Annotated in this window: 20 protein-coding genes; 5 read left to right on the top strand and 15 right to left on the bottom strand. The window is 68.7% G+C overall.

Going from position 1 to position 16,599, the window contains the following annotated elements:
• Position 1 precedes the first annotated feature (1 nt).
• The 6 genes from PSH03_RS18785 to ybiA all read right to left on the bottom strand — a co-directional run bounded on the left by PSH03_RS18785 (position 2) and on the right by ybiA (position 8,106).
• Positions 2-1,114 carry a Gfo/Idh/MocA family protein gene (locus PSH03_RS18785; protein WP_210783619.1) on the bottom strand — a complete coding sequence of 371 codons (1,113 nt, stop codon included), beginning with the start codon at positions 1,112-1,114 and terminating at the stop codon, positions 2-4.
• Entirely contained in the window at positions 1,084-1,794 is a 711-nt protein-coding gene (locus PSH03_RS18780) for a ThuA domain-containing protein (RefSeq protein ID WP_210783621.1), read from the bottom strand. Before PSH03_RS18780 ends, PSH03_RS18785 begins: the two co-directional genes overlap by 31 nt.
• A gap of 839 nt (positions 1,795-2,633) precedes the next feature.
• Positions 2,634-4,058 (bottom strand): RICIN domain-containing protein, encoded by a 1,425-nt coding sequence (locus PSH03_RS18775; RefSeq protein WP_255750851.1) that lies wholly within the window; start codon positions 4,056-4,058, stop codon positions 2,634-2,636.
• An 80-nt stretch (positions 4,059-4,138) separates the two neighbouring features.
• Entirely contained in the window at positions 4,139-5,578 is a 1,440-nt protein-coding gene (locus tag PSH03_RS18770; RefSeq protein ID WP_238689914.1) for a glycoside hydrolase family 43 protein, read from the bottom strand.
• A gap of 37 nt (positions 5,579-5,615) precedes the next feature.
• On the bottom strand, positions 5,616-6,992 hold the full coding sequence (locus PSH03_RS18765) for a family 43 glycosylhydrolase (RefSeq protein WP_238689913.1): 1,377 nt from the start codon (positions 6,990-6,992) through the stop codon (positions 5,616-5,618).
• 529 nt (positions 6,993-7,521) lie between these two features.
• Entirely contained in the window at positions 7,522-8,106 is a 585-nt protein-coding gene (gene ybiA / locus PSH03_RS18760; RefSeq protein ID WP_210783627.1) for a riboflavin biosynthesis intermediates N-glycosidase, read from the bottom strand.
• 160 nt (positions 8,107-8,266) lie between these two features.
• Here ybiA and PSH03_RS18755 point away from each other — a divergent pair, with 160 nt between their 5' ends.
• Positions 8,267-8,800, top strand: a complete 534-nt coding sequence (locus PSH03_RS18755) for a DUF6817 domain-containing protein (protein WP_210783629.1) — start codon at positions 8,267-8,269, stop codon at positions 8,798-8,800.
• A gap of 117 nt (positions 8,801-8,917) precedes the next feature.
• Here the strand turns inward: PSH03_RS18755 and PSH03_RS18750 are convergent, their stop codons facing one another.
• Positions 8,918-9,790 (bottom strand): ATP-grasp domain-containing protein, encoded by an 873-nt coding sequence (locus tag PSH03_RS18750; RefSeq protein WP_210783631.1) that lies wholly within the window; start codon positions 9,788-9,790, stop codon positions 8,918-8,920.
• Between the two features lie 61 nt (positions 9,791-9,851).
• Between PSH03_RS18750 and PSH03_RS18745 the strand changes: the two genes are divergently transcribed.
• Positions 9,852-10,445, top strand: coding sequence for a GNAT family N-acetyltransferase (locus PSH03_RS18745; RefSeq protein ID WP_210783633.1), 594 nt, complete (start codon positions 9,852-9,854; stop codon positions 10,443-10,445).
• Positions 10,446-10,451: 6 nt separating this feature from the next.
• On the opposite strand, the gene PSH03_RS18740 is transcribed toward PSH03_RS18745, so the two are convergent.
• Entirely contained in the window at positions 10,452-11,033 is a 582-nt protein-coding gene (locus tag PSH03_RS18740) for an exonuclease/endonuclease/phosphatase family protein (RefSeq protein ID WP_238689912.1), read from the bottom strand.
• A gap of 153 nt (positions 11,034-11,186) precedes the next feature.
• Complete coding sequence (locus tag PSH03_RS18735; RefSeq protein ID WP_372494806.1) at positions 11,187-11,720, bottom strand: mycothiol-dependent nitroreductase Rv2466c family protein; 534 nt, start codon at positions 11,718-11,720, stop codon at positions 11,187-11,189.
• A 127-nt stretch (positions 11,721-11,847) separates the two neighbouring features.
• Between PSH03_RS18735 and PSH03_RS18730 the strand changes: the two genes are divergently transcribed.
• The 3 genes from PSH03_RS18730 (at position 11,848) to PSH03_RS18720 (ending at position 13,642) form a co-directional block, all read left to right on the top strand.
• The gene (locus PSH03_RS18730; RefSeq protein ID WP_210783637.1) at positions 11,848-12,375 is read left to right on the top strand and encodes a MarR family winged helix-turn-helix transcriptional regulator; all 528 of its coding nucleotides are present in this window, start codon (positions 11,848-11,850) and stop codon (positions 12,373-12,375) included.
• 44 nt (positions 12,376-12,419) lie between these two features.
• Positions 12,420-12,947, top strand: coding sequence for a GNAT family N-acetyltransferase (locus PSH03_RS18725; RefSeq protein ID WP_238689911.1), 528 nt, complete (start codon positions 12,420-12,422; stop codon positions 12,945-12,947).
• Between the two features lie 92 nt (positions 12,948-13,039).
• Positions 13,040-13,642, top strand: coding sequence for a GNAT family N-acetyltransferase (locus PSH03_RS18720; RefSeq protein WP_210783641.1), 603 nt, complete (start codon positions 13,040-13,042; stop codon positions 13,640-13,642).
• 32 nt (positions 13,643-13,674) lie between these two features.
• On the opposite strand, the gene PSH03_RS18715 is transcribed toward PSH03_RS18720, so the two are convergent.
• The 6 genes from PSH03_RS18715 to PSH03_RS18690 are packed head-to-tail and all read right to left on the bottom strand — an operon-like array spanning position 13,675 to position 16,514.
• Positions 13,675-14,214, bottom strand: coding sequence for an SUKH-4 family immunity protein (locus PSH03_RS18715; RefSeq protein ID WP_238689910.1), 540 nt, complete (start codon positions 14,212-14,214; stop codon positions 13,675-13,677).
• The gene (locus tag PSH03_RS18710) at positions 14,211-14,741 is read right to left on the bottom strand and encodes an SUKH-4 family immunity protein (protein ID WP_238689909.1); all 531 of its coding nucleotides are present in this window, start codon (positions 14,739-14,741) and stop codon (positions 14,211-14,213) included. The genes PSH03_RS18715 and PSH03_RS18710 overlap by 4 nt, the downstream gene beginning before the upstream one ends.
• An 8-nt stretch (positions 14,742-14,749) precedes the next feature.
• Positions 14,750-15,280 carry an endonuclease gene (locus PSH03_RS18705; RefSeq protein WP_210783647.1) on the bottom strand — a complete coding sequence of 177 codons (531 nt, stop codon included), beginning with the start codon at positions 15,278-15,280 and terminating at the stop codon, positions 14,750-14,752.
• On the bottom strand, positions 15,273-15,767 hold the full coding sequence (locus PSH03_RS18700) for a WXG100-like domain-containing protein (RefSeq protein WP_210783649.1): 495 nt from the start codon (positions 15,765-15,767) through the stop codon (positions 15,273-15,275). Before PSH03_RS18700 ends, PSH03_RS18705 begins: the two co-directional genes overlap by 8 nt.
• A gap of 4 nt (positions 15,768-15,771) precedes the next feature.
• Entirely contained in the window at positions 15,772-16,095 is a 324-nt protein-coding gene (locus PSH03_RS18695; protein WP_210783651.1) for a hypothetical protein, read from the bottom strand.
• The gene (locus PSH03_RS18690) at positions 16,092-16,514 is read right to left on the bottom strand and encodes a YbaB/EbfC family nucleoid-associated protein (RefSeq protein WP_238689908.1); all 423 of its coding nucleotides are present in this window, start codon (positions 16,512-16,514) and stop codon (positions 16,092-16,094) included. The genes PSH03_RS18695 and PSH03_RS18690 overlap by 4 nt, the downstream gene beginning before the upstream one ends.
• Positions 16,515-16,599: the final 85 nt, after the last annotated feature.

Here is a 16,599-nt window from a genome sequence, read left to right as displayed (position 1 = left end):
CTCACGACGCCTGGTAGGCCGTCCAGTCCTCGATCGGAGTGAGCGGAACCGGCACCGGCCGCTCCACCACCGTCGTCAGCTCGATCCGCTGGCCTTCGGTCGCCGACCGGAGCAGGCTGGTCATGGTCTCGAGTACGTGCAGTGCGACGTCACCGTCGGCGCGCGGGGGACGCTGATCGTCGGCCCTGACCAGGTCGATCAGACCGATGCCCCGGGAAGCCCCGGCGTAACCGGCCCGCGGTTCGAGAGCGCGCCATTCGGTGTCGCCGAGCGCGAAGAGGCGGACTTCACCGTCGAAGTAGTTCGGATCGGGTACGGCGAGCGTGCCGGCCTCGCCGTGCACCTCGATCGGTGCGGCCGTCGTCCTGACGCCGTCGAAGCTCGTCGTGATGGTGGAGAGCGCACCGTTGGTGTGCTCGAGTACGCCGGTGAGGTGGGTGTCCACCCCCACCGGGATCCGCTGGCCGGTGCGCGGGCCCGAGCCGATGACGCGCTCGGCGCGCAGGCGGCTGGCGGCTCCGGTCACCGCCCGGACCGGCCCGAGCAGGTGGATGAGCGCCGAGATGTAGTACGGCCCCATGTCCAGCATCGGGCCGCCGCCCGGGGCGTAGTAGAAGTCGGGATTGGGATGCCAGCGCTCGTGTCCCGGAGTGACCATGACAGCCGATGCGGACATCGGGCGGCCGATGAGCCCGCCGTCGATCGCCGCCCGCGCCGTCTGCGTACCCGTACCCAGGACGGTGTCCGGCGCGCACCCGACGCGGACGCCGGCCGACACGGCCCGATCGATGATCGAGCGGCCGTCCGGAAACGTCACGGCGAGCGGCTTTTCCACATACACGTTCTTGCCGGCGTCGATCGTGCCCAGCGAGATGTCGGCATGGGCCGCGGGGATGGTGAGGTTGAGCACGGTCTGCACGTCCGGGCGGGCGAGCAGACGCTCGACACTCATCGCCTCGGCTCCAGGAATCGTGGCAGCGACCTCGGCCGACCGGGAGACGTCGAGGTCGGCCACCGCGACGATGTCGACCTCAGGGTGGCCCGCGAGTGTGTCCAGGTATGCGCGGGAGATGACCCCGAGACCTATGACGCCGACGCGGTGCGGGTCGCCCACACCATCCCCCTCTCGATCACGGTACGGACATCCGCGTGCTCCAGCACGTCGAGGCTGTGTCCCGGGGTCGTCACGACGATGCGCCCGGCACCCCACTCGCGGGTCCAGATCGCCGGTGAGGTGACCGGGCGACGCCACGGATGCCACGCCTGCGTCGGGTGGGTGGTCACGGCCAGCACGTCGATCAGATCATCGTGCAGCACCCAGTACTGTTCGGTGACCAGGTCGAAGCCCTCGATGCCCGCAGTGATCGGGTGCTCCCGGCCGAGGTCGGTGACGCGCACGGTGTGCGGCAGGAAGTTGTCCTCCGGGCCACCGTGACGCTCACACGGCTCCCGGCCCGGATGGGTCGCGAACTGGCCGCCCACCAGGTGCAGGTATTCGGAAGACGCGCGGAACGAGTCAACGATGCCGCCGTGCCAGCCGGTGAAGCCCGTGCCGGCGATGACCGCCGCGCTGAGGCCCGCCACCTGGTCCGCGGTGATCTGCGACATCGTCATGCACTGCACGACGAGGTCGGTCGCGGCCATTTCGGCGGCGTCGGCGTAGATCTCAGTCGACTCCTCGACCCGTACGGCATAGCCGCTACGTTCGAGGAAGGGGAGGAACAACTCCGTCGCCTTGACCGGCTGGTGCCCCTCCCAACCGCCCCGAACCACCAGTGCTCTCCGCTGCGCCACCGTCGCTCCCTCCCACGGTCCGTCACCACCGGGCTGGCCGCTCCGGCCCCGACGACGTGCCGCCGACGCCCGTACGTGCCGAGCACCGAAACCGTACCCGTGGTCGCCGACAAAGCCGACCTACGCCGGCTTGCGGGTGCCACTTTGCCCGGTCGGCATACGCCGCACCACGAACGCACCGGTGCTGGACCGGCGAGAGACTCCGGGCAGGTCGGGTCGCAATCGCGAGCGTCGTGGCGGGACCCGCTGATCAACCGCTACGGCGGTTGCCGTACTGGCGAGGGCTCTGGACCGAGCCGCGGCCACCGAGGTGCTGACCCTTTCCATGCGGTTGAGGCGAGGCCACCTTGCCCTTCGCGCGTCGGGCAGCCCGATTCGCGGGAACGGCCGGCTGTTCGGTCTCGGTCTCGGCCGTTGAGGTGTCGGCAGCCACCGCGGGGTCGTCTTGGGCGGGTTCAGGCTCCGGCATCGGGTTCTCCTTGATTTGGTGGGGTCCTGCGGACCATCGACGGCCGGCGGACGTGGACTGATCGACGCCGAGGTGCGCGCCTTGACGGTAGCGCAACGCCAGGCCCAGCTGAGTGCTCCCCCACTCCGACGGGACAGTCGTTACCTGCTGGCTGCCGGCGCAGGCAGCGTCTTCAGCGCTCAGACGATGGTGGGCTCCTCCGGCAGGTGGACGAGGTCGGCGCGAGGTGCGCCTCCACGAGGACTCATTCCAGGTGGCCGACGCCTACGCCGAAAGACCGACGTCAGACGGCGTCGCTCCGGCCCGCACATCCCGAGTACCGGGTTGTGCGGGCCGGAGCGTGGATCAGTGACTCGGTCGGGACGACAATTCAGACTGTGGTGCGTGACCACTGCTGGTTGGTGCCGGAGTTGCACGAGTACTGCTTGAGGACCACTCCGTCCGCGGTCGCGGCTGCCGGCACGTCCACGCACTTGTTGCTGTGTCGTGCCCGGAGCTGGAAGTAGCCGCCGTTGGTGACCATCTGGAACTGCTGGTTGGTGCCGGTGCCGCAGGTGTACTGGACGAGCTCGGCGCCGTCGGCGGTCGACGCGCTCACCACGTCGAGGCACTTTCCGCTGTTACGGCTGATGATGCGCCAGTAGCCGCTGCCGGCGTCCTGGAACTGCCACTGCTGCCACGCACCACCGCCGTACGTGTACTGGCCGACGCGCGCGCCGTTGTCGGTGTTCGGTGACTGGACGTCCATGGCCTTGCCGCTGTGCCGCACGTTGATCCGGTAGTACGTCCCCGTCGACGGCGGAGGCGTCGTCGGGTCGCCGCCGACGGTGTCGCCCCACGCGTACCGGATCCGGTCCGCGCCCGAGGTGTTGCGGACGGTCAGGTTGAGGTCGGTGCCGGTGCCGTTCAGCGCGAACATCGAGTACCAGTCGTAGCCGATGGAGCCGGTCTTGCCACCGAGGGCGGGCCAGTAGGTGCCGCCCATCTGGTTGTCGCGCATCACCTGGGCCATGGCGCGGATGTAGCGCACGAAGTTGTCGGTGCTGCCCGCGTCGGCGTAGTTGCGGCCGTCGTTCATGGGCGCGCCGAACTCGGTCGCGACCGCGCGGGATGCGCAGTTGCCGAGGCGGGCCTGGATGTGGCTGCGGAAGGCGTCGTAGGTCATCGCGCCGTAGAAGAAGGCGTAGTAGTGGAAGGACAGCAGCGTCGAGTTGAATCGGCTGTCGTTGCAGATGTCGCGCAGGTCCTGGCTGAAGCCGGTGCCGCCGATCAGCACCCGGCCGGGCACCGCCGAGTAGTGGTAGCTGAGCCAGTTCGCCGCGACGTTGCGCCACTCCGCCGAGCTGTAGCCGTGCGGCTCGTTCATCGGCTCGAAGTAGACGTTGGTGTTCGTGCCGTACGTGTTGGTCACTGTGGACCACATCGCGTTCCACGCGGCGAGGTTCGTGATCCTGCCGCCGGAGGCGGCGCCGTCCTCCCAGTAGGCGAGGATGACCTTGAAGCCGCGGGCGGTGGCCGCGTCGATGGCGCCTCGATATGCCTCCCACCAGGCCGTCCCCACCGTGTGGGTGTTGATGGGCAGTCGGATGGTGTTGACCCCCATGGTGGACGCCATGTCGTCGTAGAGGGCATTGGCCTTGGCCCGCACGGTCGCGTTGCTGTCGGACATGCTCAGGCCCTGCACGACGAGCGGGCTGGTCTTGAAGTTGTCACCCAGCATGGCCCAGTTCATGCCTCGGAACTGGTTGGTGGCGGCGGTCGCCGGCGACGACGCGACGGCGACGATGCCAACCATCGCCGTCAACGCGGCCACCAGGGCGCAGAGCACCCGTCGATGTAGTGCCACAGTCGGAACTCCTTGAAGAGGGACCAGGTTCAGCTGGTCACGCGGAAGGTGGCGTCGGCACGGCTCTGCGCGTCGGACACCGGGTCGAGCCGGAGCAGGTAGGCGTAGTGCCGGAGGTAGCGGTCCGGGTGGCTGTAGGACTGGAACGACGTCCACGACGAGTTGGCCAGGCCGGCGACCTGCCGGAAGGTGGCATCGGCGGCGAAGGTGGCGGTGCCGTCGTTGGCTTCCAACCGGAAGTCGTATCCGTAGTGGCGCAGGTAGTGGCCCGGGTAGTTGACCGACTGGATGGAGACGGTGCCGGAGCCGACCAGGCCGGGCACCACCCGCCACTGGCCGTCCTGCGCAGGGCTCACGTTCGGGTCGATGCGGACGTCGTAGTCGTAGTGCCGCACGTACCGGTCCTGGAAGTTGTACGACTGGATCCGGTTGACCGCTGTGGCGGGCCAGCGGGCGAGCACCCGGTTCTGTTCGGCAGCGGTCAGGTTGAGGATCGAACCGTGCCGTTTCTTGGTGCCGCCCATCGCGTACGAGCCGGACGCCGGCAGTCGGTAGCTGCCCGGGCTCGACGGGTTGGTGGTCAGGACGGGCAGGTAACCGCGCCCGCTGGCGTACTGGTCCAGGTAGAGCACCCACTCGTTGCGGGCGTTGACCTTCATCCACATCGGCCCTTCGACCTGGGCGCCGGTCAGCCCGATGCCGGACAGGTTCCCGAGGTTCGTCCAGGTGCCGAGGAGCGAGTTGCTGCCCTCGAGGGTGATCTGGCCGTCCCGGGAGGCCCGGACGTAGCGGTAGGCGCCGACTCCGGCCGGCACCTCGACGATCTGCGTGTCGATGATTTCCTGGTTTCCCGGCCGGTTGACGTAGACCTGCGGCGTGGTGACGCTGCGGAAGTTCGCCGTGCGCGCGTAGTAGATGCGGTGCTTGGTCGCGCCGTTGAGCGGGACGTTCGTCGCCCAGTAGAGGACGTAGTCGCCGGTGGCCGGGTTCCAGATCGCCTCCGGTGCCCAGGCGTTGCGTCCGTCCGGAATCGCGCCGGCGACGTTCAGCAGCCACGGCGCCGACCAGTTGACCAGGTCGGTGGACTCCCACACGACGAGGTTGCGGCTGCCGTTGTTGATTGCGGTCGACCAGTCCTGACCGCAGCCGATGCACAGGTCCGTGGCAATGATCCAGTACCGGTCGCCGGCCGGCGAGCGGACCAGGGCGGGATCGCGGACGCCGCGGGTGCCGACCGTGGACCGCAGCACGAGCCCACCGTTGTTGAGGTCGGTCCAGCGTAGGCCGTCGGTGCTGTGGGCGAGGTAGATCTGCTGGTCGGTCGACGACTCACCGGTGAAGTGCGCCATCAGGTAGCCGACGGTCGGGTCGAGCGCGGCCGCCTCCTTGGGTGTCGCCGCCGACCAGGTGGAGAACAGCAGGCTCGCGGCCACCGCAACCGCGCAGAGCCGGGCGAGGACTCTCGACATGTGTCTCTCTCCTTCGCGCAGGGGGCTTACCGGTCAGCTAGAGCGTCGGTGCGACAGGCCGGATGGTGCCGTCGGTGCTGAACTCCATCCGGTCGATGGCGGTCTCGCGATTGGTGCCGTTGCCGGTCGGCACGGCGAAGCGGTGGTAGGCGATGTACCAGGTGTCGCTGCCGGGGGCGCGGACCACAGAGTGGTGACCGGTGCCCTTGATGCCGACGTCGAGGCGCTTCTGCAGCACCACGCCGCGCCTTGTCCACGGCCCGAGGGGTGAGGGGCCGGTGGCGTAGGCGACCCGGTAGTCCTCGCTGCGCGTGTCGTTCTCCGACCACATGAAGTAGTAGAGACCGTTGCGTTTGAACACGAACGGTGCCTCGTTGTAGCCCGACGGGGTGATGACCCGTGCCTGCGCCGCATCGAAGGAGACCATGTCGGCGTTCAACTCCACCGCCCGCGCGACGCCCTGCCCCCAGTACAGGTAGGACTGCCCGTCGTCGTCGGTGAACACCATGGGGTCGATCGTCTGCCCGCCGGAGAACTGGTCGCTGCGGATCAGCGGCCGGCCCAGCGCGTCACGGAACGGTCCGGTGGGGTGGTCAGCCACGGCCACGCCTAGCTGTTTGGCCGTGTTGCCGCTGGCCGCGCCACCGCTGAAGTACAGGTAGTAGCGGCCGTTGGCGCTGGCCACCGCCGGCGCCCAGGCCGAGTTGTCCGCCCAGGACACGTCCGGACCGTGGTCGAGGATCACGCCGTGGTCGGTCCAGTTGACCAGGTCGGTCGAGGAGAACGCCTTGTAGTAGGTGCCGGCCCAGCTCGCGTAGCCGTCAGTGGTCGGGTACAGGTAGTAGCGGCCGTTGAACGCGGTGAGGTGCGGGTCGGCGAAGAGACCCGGAATCACCGGCCCCTTGGTGGTCCTGGGCGCCCAGGGCGCGACGAGGCGGAAGGCGCTGTCCGCCCGGAACGCGGCCGTGTCCTGGTAGGCGTCGAGCCAGAGTGCGAAGTCGCGGTGCCGGATCCGCCGGCTCGGGTAGTTGTACGAGACGAGCGCCACCGATCCGCTGACCGAGCCCTCCACGGCGCAGAAGGTGGCGTCGGCCCGGAACGCCGCGTCGCCGGTGTTCGCATCGACCCGGAGCCGGTAGTCGCGGTGCCGCAGGAACATGCCCGTCCTGGTCTGGAACGAGTAGCAGGTCGGCGACGCCAGACCGTTGACCACGGTGAAGGTGGCATCGAGCTTGGTCTGGTTGGCGCTGCTGGAGGTGACCGGGTCGAGCTGACCGAGATAGTCGATGTGCCGCACGTACCGTCCGGACTGGTTGATCGCCTCCAGCGAGACCGCGCCGGTCGGCAGGCTGGCGGCTTGCGCCGGCCCGTCGGCCACCACCACGACAGCCGCGGCGGCCACGGCGGAGAGCACGAGGAGGGCACGTGGACGCTTGGTCGATGCTCCCGACAGAATCACCGTCCCGACCCCTCTCGCAAGATCATCTATGTTAGCGTTAACAAGAGCAGGCGGTATCCGGGCTCAGGCTTGAGCGGCCCTGGCGACGGGGTGGAGTGTTCGCATGCGGTGCCTCTGGCGCGTCACACGACCACAGACGCAATGTGTTCGGCTCGTTAAGTTCGCGTTGCGGACAAGTGTTAGCGATCGCATCTACGAGTGTCAAGGGATCGACCGCGGCCACTCCCCCGGGACCCCGGTCACGCCACCCGTCATCCACAGTCCCGGTCAGACCGTGCCGCCACCCTCCTGAAGCCATCGATGGACGACGGCGAAGTCCGCTTCGGTCAGGCCCGTGTACGAGTCAACGCGGTGCAGCAGCGCCCGCGCCGGGTGGTGAGCCCTCACCCATCGGCGGTCGGCTGGCCAACCGGTCGGGCCTTGAAAGTGATCAGCGGTCCGTCCACATCGAGGACGATGACCGGACGTCCGGCGAAGCCGGGAGTCACGCCGGAACCGTCCCCTGCCGACCGTGATCCTCAAGCACCTCACGCACCTGCATGAGCGCGAAGCCCAGCAGGTTGAGGCCTCGCCAACAGGCGGGGTCGACAGCAGCCGGATCGTCGCGGTTCAGGCCGATGCCCCAGATCCGGTCGACCGGGCTGGCCTCCACCAGGACTCGCTGCCCGGTGGCCAGCAGAAACGCCCGGAGCGCGGGGTGTTGATCGAATTTCGCGAGGTTGCCGGCCACCACGATCGCGATGCGGTGTTCACTCCAGGTCTGCTGATCGAAACCCGCGACGCGTCCGCCCAGCACCTTCGCGGCGTGGGGATGCGGCGCGGCGAGGATCTGTTCCGCCATCGCGCGGTCGCCGAACAGGATGGCCTTGCGCCACATCATGTAGTGCTCCGCAGTGGCGAACCGCATGTCGCCGGCGGTGAACGGCGCCGGCCACCACTGACTCAGGCAACCTGCGCCGACACCACCGTCACGTTCGGGCTGGTGCCCCCAGAAGAACAGGAATTTGACCTGACGACCCTGCGCCTGCGCAGCGGCCAGATTCGCGACGCTCCGAACCGATGCCAGCATGATGGGTAAGTGTGCGGCACCAGCGCTCCGCGTACCCCGCAATTTTCGACCGCGACGACTGCTCGCGGCCGCCGCGACGCCAGGCATGCCCACAGCGCTGTGACATATTGCCCACGTCCGGCGGCCATCGAACCCGACGGCCGATACCTACAGTCGGACCATGACCATCGACGACGGCGTGCGGGTCTGGCTCCGCCGGCAGGGAGCTGAACAGATCGCCCATCCCGGAGGCAACCTGTACGTCCACCTGTGTCGAGTCAGCGAACGACTCGCCGTGCTCGGCTGCGCCCGTGACGGGCAAGCAGCGGGCCTCACCCACGCCGCCTACGGGACCGACGGGTTCGACGTCACCCTGGTTGATCGGGCCGATCGTGCGGTGCTGCGGGATCTCGTTGGCGCCGACGCCGAGGAGCTCGTCTATCTGTACGGTGCCTGCGACCGTGGACGCAGCTGGCAGGAGCTGGCGAGGACCGGCGAGGTGTTCGACCGCTTCGCACGTCAGGTGCGGACGCCCGATGAGACTCAACTTCGGTCGCTCGTGGACCTGAGCATCGTCAACGAGCTGGACGTCATCGAGCACGATCCTGCGGTGGCGGACCGGCACGGGGCCTACTTCCGGGAGCTGTTCGCGTCGTGGGCCCCGATCGCCTCGGAGCAGGTCATCAGCGATGCGCAGCGGGTCCTGCGGCAGTGACACCCGAATCGTCGCGTCCGACAGCACGGACCTCCGGCCGCGTACGGGTGCGAGCCGTCTAACCCGGCAGCTTCGATCCCTTTGCTTCGGTGAATGTGGTCAGCCGGGCACGCGCTCTCATCGACGTGCGCACGCTACGGGCGTGGCGGGCCCGAGTAGGGCGGCAACCATCGTTTCGGGCTCGATGGTGGTTGGTCGATCGCTGACCTGCCCGTCGCCGAGTTCGATGACCCGCCACACGCCGTCGGCGCGTAGGGCGAGGTCCACGGTGACGAAGGGCAGACCGAGCCCGGCGATCATCGGCGCGAGCGACTCCAGGTCGACCTCGACCGAAGGGCGGTCGTTCGGGCTGTCCGGATGAGGGCCGATCAGGACGCAGTCTCCGTTGACCCACCAGGTGCGTACCTCGGCGGAGGTGAACCGCTCGAAGCGGCGCAGCACGAGCCCGCCCACGAAGTCGTCCTCACGCAATTCCAAAAAGCGGCTCGCCACTCTCCAGACGGCCACCGCGTCGTCGAGCTCGGGGATGAAGGCCGCGTCGTCCCAGTAGTGCTTCATCGACTTGGTGTAGTCACGTAGTACCGCGGGTCCCGCCCCGAGCGCGACGCGCGCCTGGTCAAGATCCGCCTGATCCGAGCCCCGGGTCCACACCGATGCGGGAGTGACCGCCGCCAGCGCCGCGTACCAGCCGGGCAGCTCATGTGCCCGCCGATACTGCTCAGCAGTGGTTCTCAACACCACACCGCGCTCGGCGAGAGCCTCGGCGAACGCCGCGTACCGCTCGCTGCGCAGCATCCAACCGCGGTAGACCGCCGCACCGGTCCCCGAGACTGAGGCCATCGCCGGACGTACGTCACCGCCCCGCGCCAACGCGTCGTGGTCGACCATCGCCACCTCGAATCCCGCAGCACGGGCCGCTTCAGCCTCGGCCACGAAGTGCTCGTCCGGGCGGCGTGGACGCAGCGGGTTCGCGGGAACGATCAGGATCACCCCCGTATCCTGCCCCCGGAAACTGGTTGCCTGTCGCGGGGGTCGCGCCGACGATCACTCGATGCCCAGTGACCAGGAGACCCCCGACTTCTCGATCAAGCCCACCCTCACCGGTGAGCGAGTGATCCTGCGGCCCTTCGTCGACGACGACCTGGACACCTTCCGGGCGGCGGTGGCCGACCCCGAGGTGGCCAGGCTGACCGGCAGCCCGGCCGACGACGCTCCCGACGAGGAGCGGATGCGTTCCTGGTACGGCAGCCGCAACGCGCAGACCGACAGACTCGACCTGGCGGTCGTGGACCGCGCCACCGGGGCCTGCGTCGGCGAGGTCGTTCTCAACGACTGGGACCCCGCCAACCGGAACTGCAACTTCCGCACCCTGCTCACCGCCGCCGGCCGCGACCGCGGCTTGGGCACAGAGGCGGTACGCCTGATCGTCGGCCACGGTTTCGAGAGGCTCGGCCTGCACCGCATCTCCCTGGAGGTGTTCGCCTTCAACCCCCGGGCGCGGCGGGTGTACGAGAAGGTCGGCTTCGTTGCCGAGGGTGCGCTGCGGCAGGTCCTGCGCGACGGCGACGACTGGGTTGACGCCACTGTGATGTCGATCCTCGCGCCCGAGTGGGCGGAGCACCGGGGACATCCCGAGCGCCGATGATGGGCGTCAGCCCGCACACCCTCGATGCGAACCCGCCGCCACTCCACTATCTTGCGATGTCGCGGAACGGCCGCCCGTCCTCGATGGCGGCCGGCCGGCGGTTTCGATGCCGGCCACCGCATGGGCGTTGACGTGGGTCACGTTGCGGCCACTGGCCTTGTCCCGGTACTTGACCCAGTTGTTGTACCGCGCTGGCGGCACCTCGCCCAGACCGTTGGTGTCACAGACGAAAATCGAGCCCTTGTCGAGTACGTCGAACATGCTCTTCTTGGCGATCAACGCCTCGCCGGCCTGGTTGGTGCCGCCCGGCGCGTACAGCCACCAGCCGTTGTCGGCGGCCCAGTTCGCCAGGAAAGCCTTGCGGGCGCCGACCTCGTTGAGTCCGACGAGGTCGGCCTTGGACGCGATCAGGTTCAGGTCGTGCACGAAGTCGGCCTGGCTCAGCCCGTAGTAGATGTTCAGCGTGGCCGCCTTGAAGCCCACGCTCGCGGCAGCAGCCGGCGCCGCCGGCAGCAGGGCCGCCACCAGCGCGACCGCGCCCGCGAGAGCGCCCAGGGCGCGGGCCGACCAGTCCGTTGTCGTGCGCATCGAACTCCCTCCGCATGGGCCGCCGGCGCTGGCCGACCAACGGACACTATCGATTCGAGCCGACGCGACGCCGAACATCCGGTGACGAAGCATCGACAGACCTGGGTCGACCAGTGCGGGGGGCACCCAGCTCTCCCCCCGGCAGCGGTGGAGCTACGCGAACGTGAGGCCGTCGGACCGGGCGCGTTTGAGTTCGGAGAAGGCCGGGCAGCCGGCCAGCAGGCGAGCGCCGTCGAAGACGCGGACGGCCTCCTCGCCACGAGGGATCGAGGTCAGCACGGGGCCGAAGAAGGACACGTCGTCGACGACGACAGTCGGGGTGCCGAGGTCCTCGCCCACCAGTTGCTGTGCGTGGGCGGTGCTCGCCCGCATCTGCGGGTCGAGGTCGCTGCGGTGGGCGGCGTCGGCCAGGTCGGCGGGGAGGCCGGCCTCGGCCAGGGCCAGCGGGACGACGGTGTCGAAGTCCTTGTCGCCGGCGTCGTGGATCCGGCGGCCGAGCGCCGGGTACAGCCGTGCGAGGGCGGCGGGGCCGTGATGCGCGGCTGCCGCCACACACACCCTGGCCGGCCCCCACGCCCGATCGTTGAATTCGCGGTACCAGGGTTCCAGGTCACGGTGCTCGTTGATCACCGCGAGGCTCATCACCTCGAACCGCAGAGTGAGCGGCCGCATCTTCGCGACCTCCATCACGGGAGGTGATCCAGGCGAACGGACAGGACGGATCCACGTACGCCGTGACCACCGGAGTTGACGTTCGAGGCGAGTTGTCTTCCACGGAAGGCAACTTATCTTCCCTGGAAGGTAAGATGCAACGGTGAATGACGACCGGATCGCCGACATCGTTGGGCAGTGGGGTCGCGAGCGACCGGACCTCGACCCCACCCCGTTGCTGATCATCGGTCGCATCCAACAGTTGGCTGCCGTACTCGATGAGGCCCTGCGGCCGCCGTTCGCCGCGGCGGACCTCGGCAACGGCGACTTCGACGTGCTCGCGGCGCTGCGCCGCGAGGGCGAGCCCTACACGCTCACGGCAGGCCAGCTGAGCCAACGGATGCTCGTGACCACCGGAGCCGTGACCAAGCGGGTGGACCGGCTGATCGCCCGCGGCCTCGTGTCGCGCTCGGTCTCCGCAGCCGACGCGCGCGGCAGAGTGGTCGGGCTGACGCCGACCGGCGTGGCGTTGACCGACCGGCTCATCGAGGAACATCTGGCCAACGAGGCGGCAATCCTCCGCGGCCTGACCGACAACGACCGCCGAACCCTCGAGCGCCTACTGACGGCGATGAGTCGGACCCTGACCTCCGGGGACTTCGGACCTGGGGGTGGGGGTCAGGACGGGTGACACCCTCGATCGTGATCGGCCATTCCTCGGATTACCATTCGGTCATGGACACCACCGCCGGCGTACGCATCAGACGCGGTGGCCCGGCCGACGCGCCCGCCGTACTGACCATGCTCGATTCCGCGGTGGCGTGGATGAACGACCGCGGCAACACCGAGCAGTGGGGCACGACGCCGTTCTCGGAGAAACCCGAAAGGGCCGCACAGGTCGATCGGTACCTGACCGAGAACCTCCCGTTCATCGCGGAGGTGGACGGGACGCCGGCCGCAGCCCTCGTGTTGGATTCCGGGCCCGACCCGCGGGCACCGATCGCGCCTGCGGAAGAACCCGAGCGATTCGTCCGCCTCCTGGTCTCCGATCGACGATTCGCCGGGCGGAAGCTCGGGTCGGCCCTGTTGGCACACGCGGTGGAGGAAACCCGGCGAGCCGGCGTGCGGTTGCTACGGGTCGACTGCTGGGCGGGCGGTGGCGGCGAGTTGGTGGCGTACTACGAGCGCAACGGGTTCACTCCCACCGAGACGTTCCTGGCCGGATCCTGGCCGGGGCAGGTGCTGGCCCAGCGGGTCGATTGAGCCGTGCGCCCCCTCCCACCGAGGACGGGGCAGGGGCCATCGGGCCGATATTCGGGCGTCTCGCCGGGGTGCGTCCACTAGCGTCCCGCCTCATGGAGAACACCACAGTACGCACTGAACGCCTCGAGCTTCGCCCGGTGCGGGACGAGGACGTCGACCGGATGCTGGAGTACCGCAATCTGCCGCAGGTCACGCGCTGGCTACTCCGCACGCAGGTCGACCCCGCGTCCTTCCGCGCGGCGTGGCGACGCGCGGCCGCAGACCCCGACGACCACAGCATGGCGGCCACGCTCGACGGCGTGGTGATCGGAACCGTCTCGCTCGACGTCGTCGACGGCATGGGTCAACCCGGCATGCCACCACGGACCGAGGCCCAGCTCGGCTACATCTTCGATCCCGCCTTCGGCGGACGTGGGTACGCGACCGAGGCGGTGACCGCTGTGGTGGCGCACGCATTCGACCGGCTCGGCGTTCGGAGAATCACCGCCGGCTGCTTCGCGGACAACCTCGCCTCGGTGCGAATCCTCGAGAAGGTCGGCATGCGTCGGGAGCAGCACGGCGTCGGCGATTCCTGGCACGCCGAACTGGGCTGGGTGGACGGCTACACCTACGCCCTCCTCGCCGAGGCATGGCATCGAGAGGCAGCACCGTCGGAGCAGCCGGCCGTGTCCATACCGGTGCCGCGAGCGCGGTGAACCTACGGCGTTCACGGCCGGCAGCGGCGAGGCTAGCCGCTGGTGGACTCCAGCTGATCGAAGGCCGCGCTCCACCAGGACTTCGGGTCGGCGAACGCTGACGAGTCGACGCCCGTCAGTTCCTCGCGGATCGCGGCGGCGCGGGCGGCGCGGGCCCGACCGCCCGGATCCGTGGCGATGAGCCCTCCGAGCCGGTAGAGGAACTCGACGAACGCGGCGAAGGTCGCGTTGACCGTCTCGAAGTTGGGGGTTTCCAGATCCAGCAACACGACGGCACCGGTCAGCGCGTCGAGGCAGAAGAGCAGCTGCGGGTCCTCGGGTGAACTGCCGAGGACGATGTGGATGCGCGGGCTGGCCTCCCCGATCTCGATCTTCAGCTTGGAGAACAACTCCATGCCGGGAACGTCGACGTCGACAGTGAACAGGATCGGCACGTCGACCGGTATGGCCCCGAACGGCGGGAAGACCTCTGGCGTCAGCGGACCGAGCACGTCGTCGAACCGGTCGAGCGGAAAGTAGATCATCCCACCGGCGCCCCAGAGCGCCGTGAGCTCCTCATGCGTCGCGGTCAATCGTCCGCCTCCTCGTCATCGTCACCGGGCGTCGTCAGACCGTGCTCGTCGAGGAAGCCCCACCACTCGTCGTCGTCGAAGGCGACCTCCCCGTACCCGGCGCCGAAGACGTAGTAGGCGAGGAACGAGTCGAGGTCCGGCGCGACGTCGAGGAACATCTCACGCATGAACCACTCGTCGGTGGTCTCCGCCGGGAAGTACCAGACCGCGCCGGTGTCGCGTCGGATCAGCAGCGGCTCGTCGTTCAGTGTGCCGATGACCAGCCATTCGGCGGGTTCGTCGGCGACACCGGTGAACTCGGGCATCTGCTCGATGTAGTACTGGACGTCGTCGAGGTCCGCGAGCGCGGGCAGGTCGAACGCGCCGGCCAGGATGCCGTTGGCGGTCGCCAGCAGCTCCCGGACCGGCTGCGGCAGCTCGGCGGGAATCTGGTCGGCCGGGGCACCCTCGTTGATCTGGGCCCACGCCAGCGTCGTCGGCTGGCCCGCCTCCAGGTCGGTACGCAGCTCCGCGATGAGCTCCCGCAACTCGAGATTCAATCCACTACCTCTATTCGGATCGGTGTGCCGTCAGGCAGGTTCATGATCTGACGCCAGATTTGCCCGCCGACATCCCAGTTTGTTCTACCGTCCAGGAGCTTCAGATTACTAACGTCGTCGGCGCCGCCGAGTTGCAGCTCCCACACATGGTCGGGCTGCTGCTTGCGGAGCCGGGCGGCGAGGGCGTTCGCCATCTTCTTGTCGTGGGGCCAGTACTTGTCGAAGATCTTCTGCCGGATGCGCTTCTTGTAGTCGGCCGTGATCGTCTTGTCCCGGCCGACCGGGTTCGCCTGCTTGAACAACTTGCCCTCGTCGCTGAGCTTCTTCAGCGCGTTCATCTTGCGGTCGAACTGGCCGCGCGCGTGGAACGGCCTGCGCTGCACCTTGATCGTGACCTCGGGCAGGTCGTTGTTGCGCACCACCGGCTTGGCGGCGGCCTTCTTCACCGCCGCGCGGACGCCCTTGCCAACCTTCGGCTTGCCCGCGCCGCCGCGCTTCTTCGAGCTTTTCGGCGCCCTGCTAGGCATCGAGGAGCTCCTGGATCACCTGGTCGATCAGCAGACCGACGATCTCTCGCGTGATCATCTGGAAGATCGGGACCTCGGCCAGCGACGCGCCGAACGTGACGACGGCGGTGGCGATCGCCTGAGCCACCGCGAAGGCGAGGATCGCCAGCTGCACGATCACTTGGATCTTCAGTGCGAGCACGATCGCGGCGGCGATGATCAGCCCGGTGCCGATCAGCATCGCGGCCTCGGCGTAGTCCGGCAGTGTTCCGGGACCGGTCTCCGGGTTGGACCACCACTTCTGGAACGCCTGCATCGACTCGCCCCGGTGCTGCGACCAGATCGCCGCAGCAGCCGAACCGGCCTCCCCTGAGGCGTCGGCGACCGTGCCGGAGAAGTCCAGCCAGGCCTGGCCCATCTCGAAAAGCTTCTCCTCGTCGGCCTCGGGCCAGCTGTAGCCGATCCAGCCGAGTGCCGTGATCAGTTCACCCGGCAGTTGGAGTCCCACACTGTCACCCCAGCATTCCCTGGATGTCCCGCAGCGCGCCCGCGGCGGCGTCCTCGACCAGCTCGAAGTTGTCGGCCATCTTGGTCAGGTCGCTGCCGGCCGAGCCGATCTCCTCGGCGGCAACGCCGATGCAGTCCAGAACCCAGGTGGACGCCTCCGTGTACGCGATGCCGATCAGCGAGCCGATGTCGTCGGCGCCCCACGGCTCGCCGTACCCCTGCATCTGTGCCTCGAAGCTCTCCAACTGCCCGATGAAGCGTTCGGCGGCGCCGATGACCTCATCGCCGCCGGAACGCAGCAGCGCGGGCTCGACCTCGAAGCCGTTCATCGGGAACCTCCTCGGGCCATCCGCTCCTGCGCGTCAGTGAGCGCCTGCAGGAACGCACCGAGCCGCGGCACGGCCGTGTCACGAACCTGCTCCAGCTGCTCGGTGAGCTGCGAGAGGTCGCCGGAGGCCACCGCCGGGCCACCGCCGCGCATCGAGTCGATCGCCGCGTTCACGGCCGCGATCACGTTGTCGCAGACCTCGGCCGCGCCGAGCCGCATCATCCGTGCATCCAGCGTCAGCGACTCCAACCGGCCGTCAGCGCCAAACTCGGCGCGGACCTGCCCCTCGGCGGACTCACCGACCCGACGTAGGCGCGCGGCCTCCTCGTCCTCCGGCGCGGTGCCGGCGGCGCGCAGCGCGCCAACCGTCGCGTCCAGCATGCGAGCGAACTCCCCGCTCGCCGGCTCATTCACCGACATGCGCCCTCCATCGATCGCCTCCGAGACAGTGGAAAGCGTAGTCAGATCCGGCAAATCGCGTGGTCCCGGGAGGTGCACGTCCCAT

The sequence above is a fragment of the Micromonospora salmantinae genome (genome assembly GCF_022230905.1).
GTDB classification, from domain to species: domain Bacteria; phylum Actinomycetota; class Actinomycetes; order Mycobacteriales; family Micromonosporaceae; genus Micromonospora; species Micromonospora salmantinae.
Note: the sequence above shows the minus strand (reverse complement) of the source record. Positions and strands in the feature narration are given on the sequence as shown.

Excerpts from the sequence above, each read along its gene's own strand:
- PSH03_RS18745 (WP_210783633.1), top strand. The coding sequence starts at position 9,852 with ATGCCCAGTGACCAGGAGACCCCCGACTTCTCGATCAAGCCCACCCTC.
- PSH03_RS18770 (WP_238689914.1), bottom strand. The coding sequence starts at position 5,578 with ATGTCGAGAGTCCTCGCCCGGCTCTGCGCGGTTGCGGTGGCCGCGAGC.
- PSH03_RS18755 (WP_210783629.1), top strand. The coding sequence starts at position 8,267 with ATGACCATCGACGACGGCGTGCGGGTCTGGCTCCGCCGGCAGGGAGCT.
- PSH03_RS18705 (WP_210783647.1), bottom strand. The coding sequence starts at position 15,280 with ATGCCTAGCAGGGCGCCGAAAAGCTCGAAGAAGCGCGGCGGCGCGGGC.
- PSH03_RS18695 (WP_210783651.1), bottom strand. The coding sequence starts at position 16,095 with ATGAACGGCTTCGAGGTCGAGCCCGCGCTGCTGCGTTCCGGCGGCGAT.
- PSH03_RS18725 (WP_238689911.1), top strand. The coding sequence starts at position 12,420 with ATGGACACCACCGCCGGCGTACGCATCAGACGCGGTGGCCCGGCCGAC.
- PSH03_RS18690 (WP_238689908.1), bottom strand. The coding sequence starts at position 16,514 with ATGTCGGTGAATGAGCCGGCGAGCGGGGAGTTCGCTCGCATGCTGGAC.
- PSH03_RS18740 (WP_238689912.1), bottom strand. The coding sequence starts at position 11,033 with ATGCGCACGACAACGGACTGGTCGGCCCGCGCCCTGGGCGCTCTCGCG.
- PSH03_RS18720 (WP_210783641.1), top strand. The coding sequence starts at position 13,040 with ATGGAGAACACCACAGTACGCACTGAACGCCTCGAGCTTCGCCCGGTG.
- PSH03_RS18735 (WP_372494806.1), bottom strand. The coding sequence starts at position 11,720 with ATGGAGGTCGCGAAGATGCGGCCGCTCACTCTGCGGTTCGAGGTGATG.
- ybiA (WP_210783627.1), bottom strand. The coding sequence starts at position 8,106 with ATGCTGGCATCGGTTCGGAGCGTCGCGAATCTGGCCGCTGCGCAGGCG.
- PSH03_RS18775 (WP_255750851.1), bottom strand. The coding sequence starts at position 4,058 with ATGGTTGGCATCGTCGCCGTCGCGTCGTCGCCGGCGACCGCCGCCACC.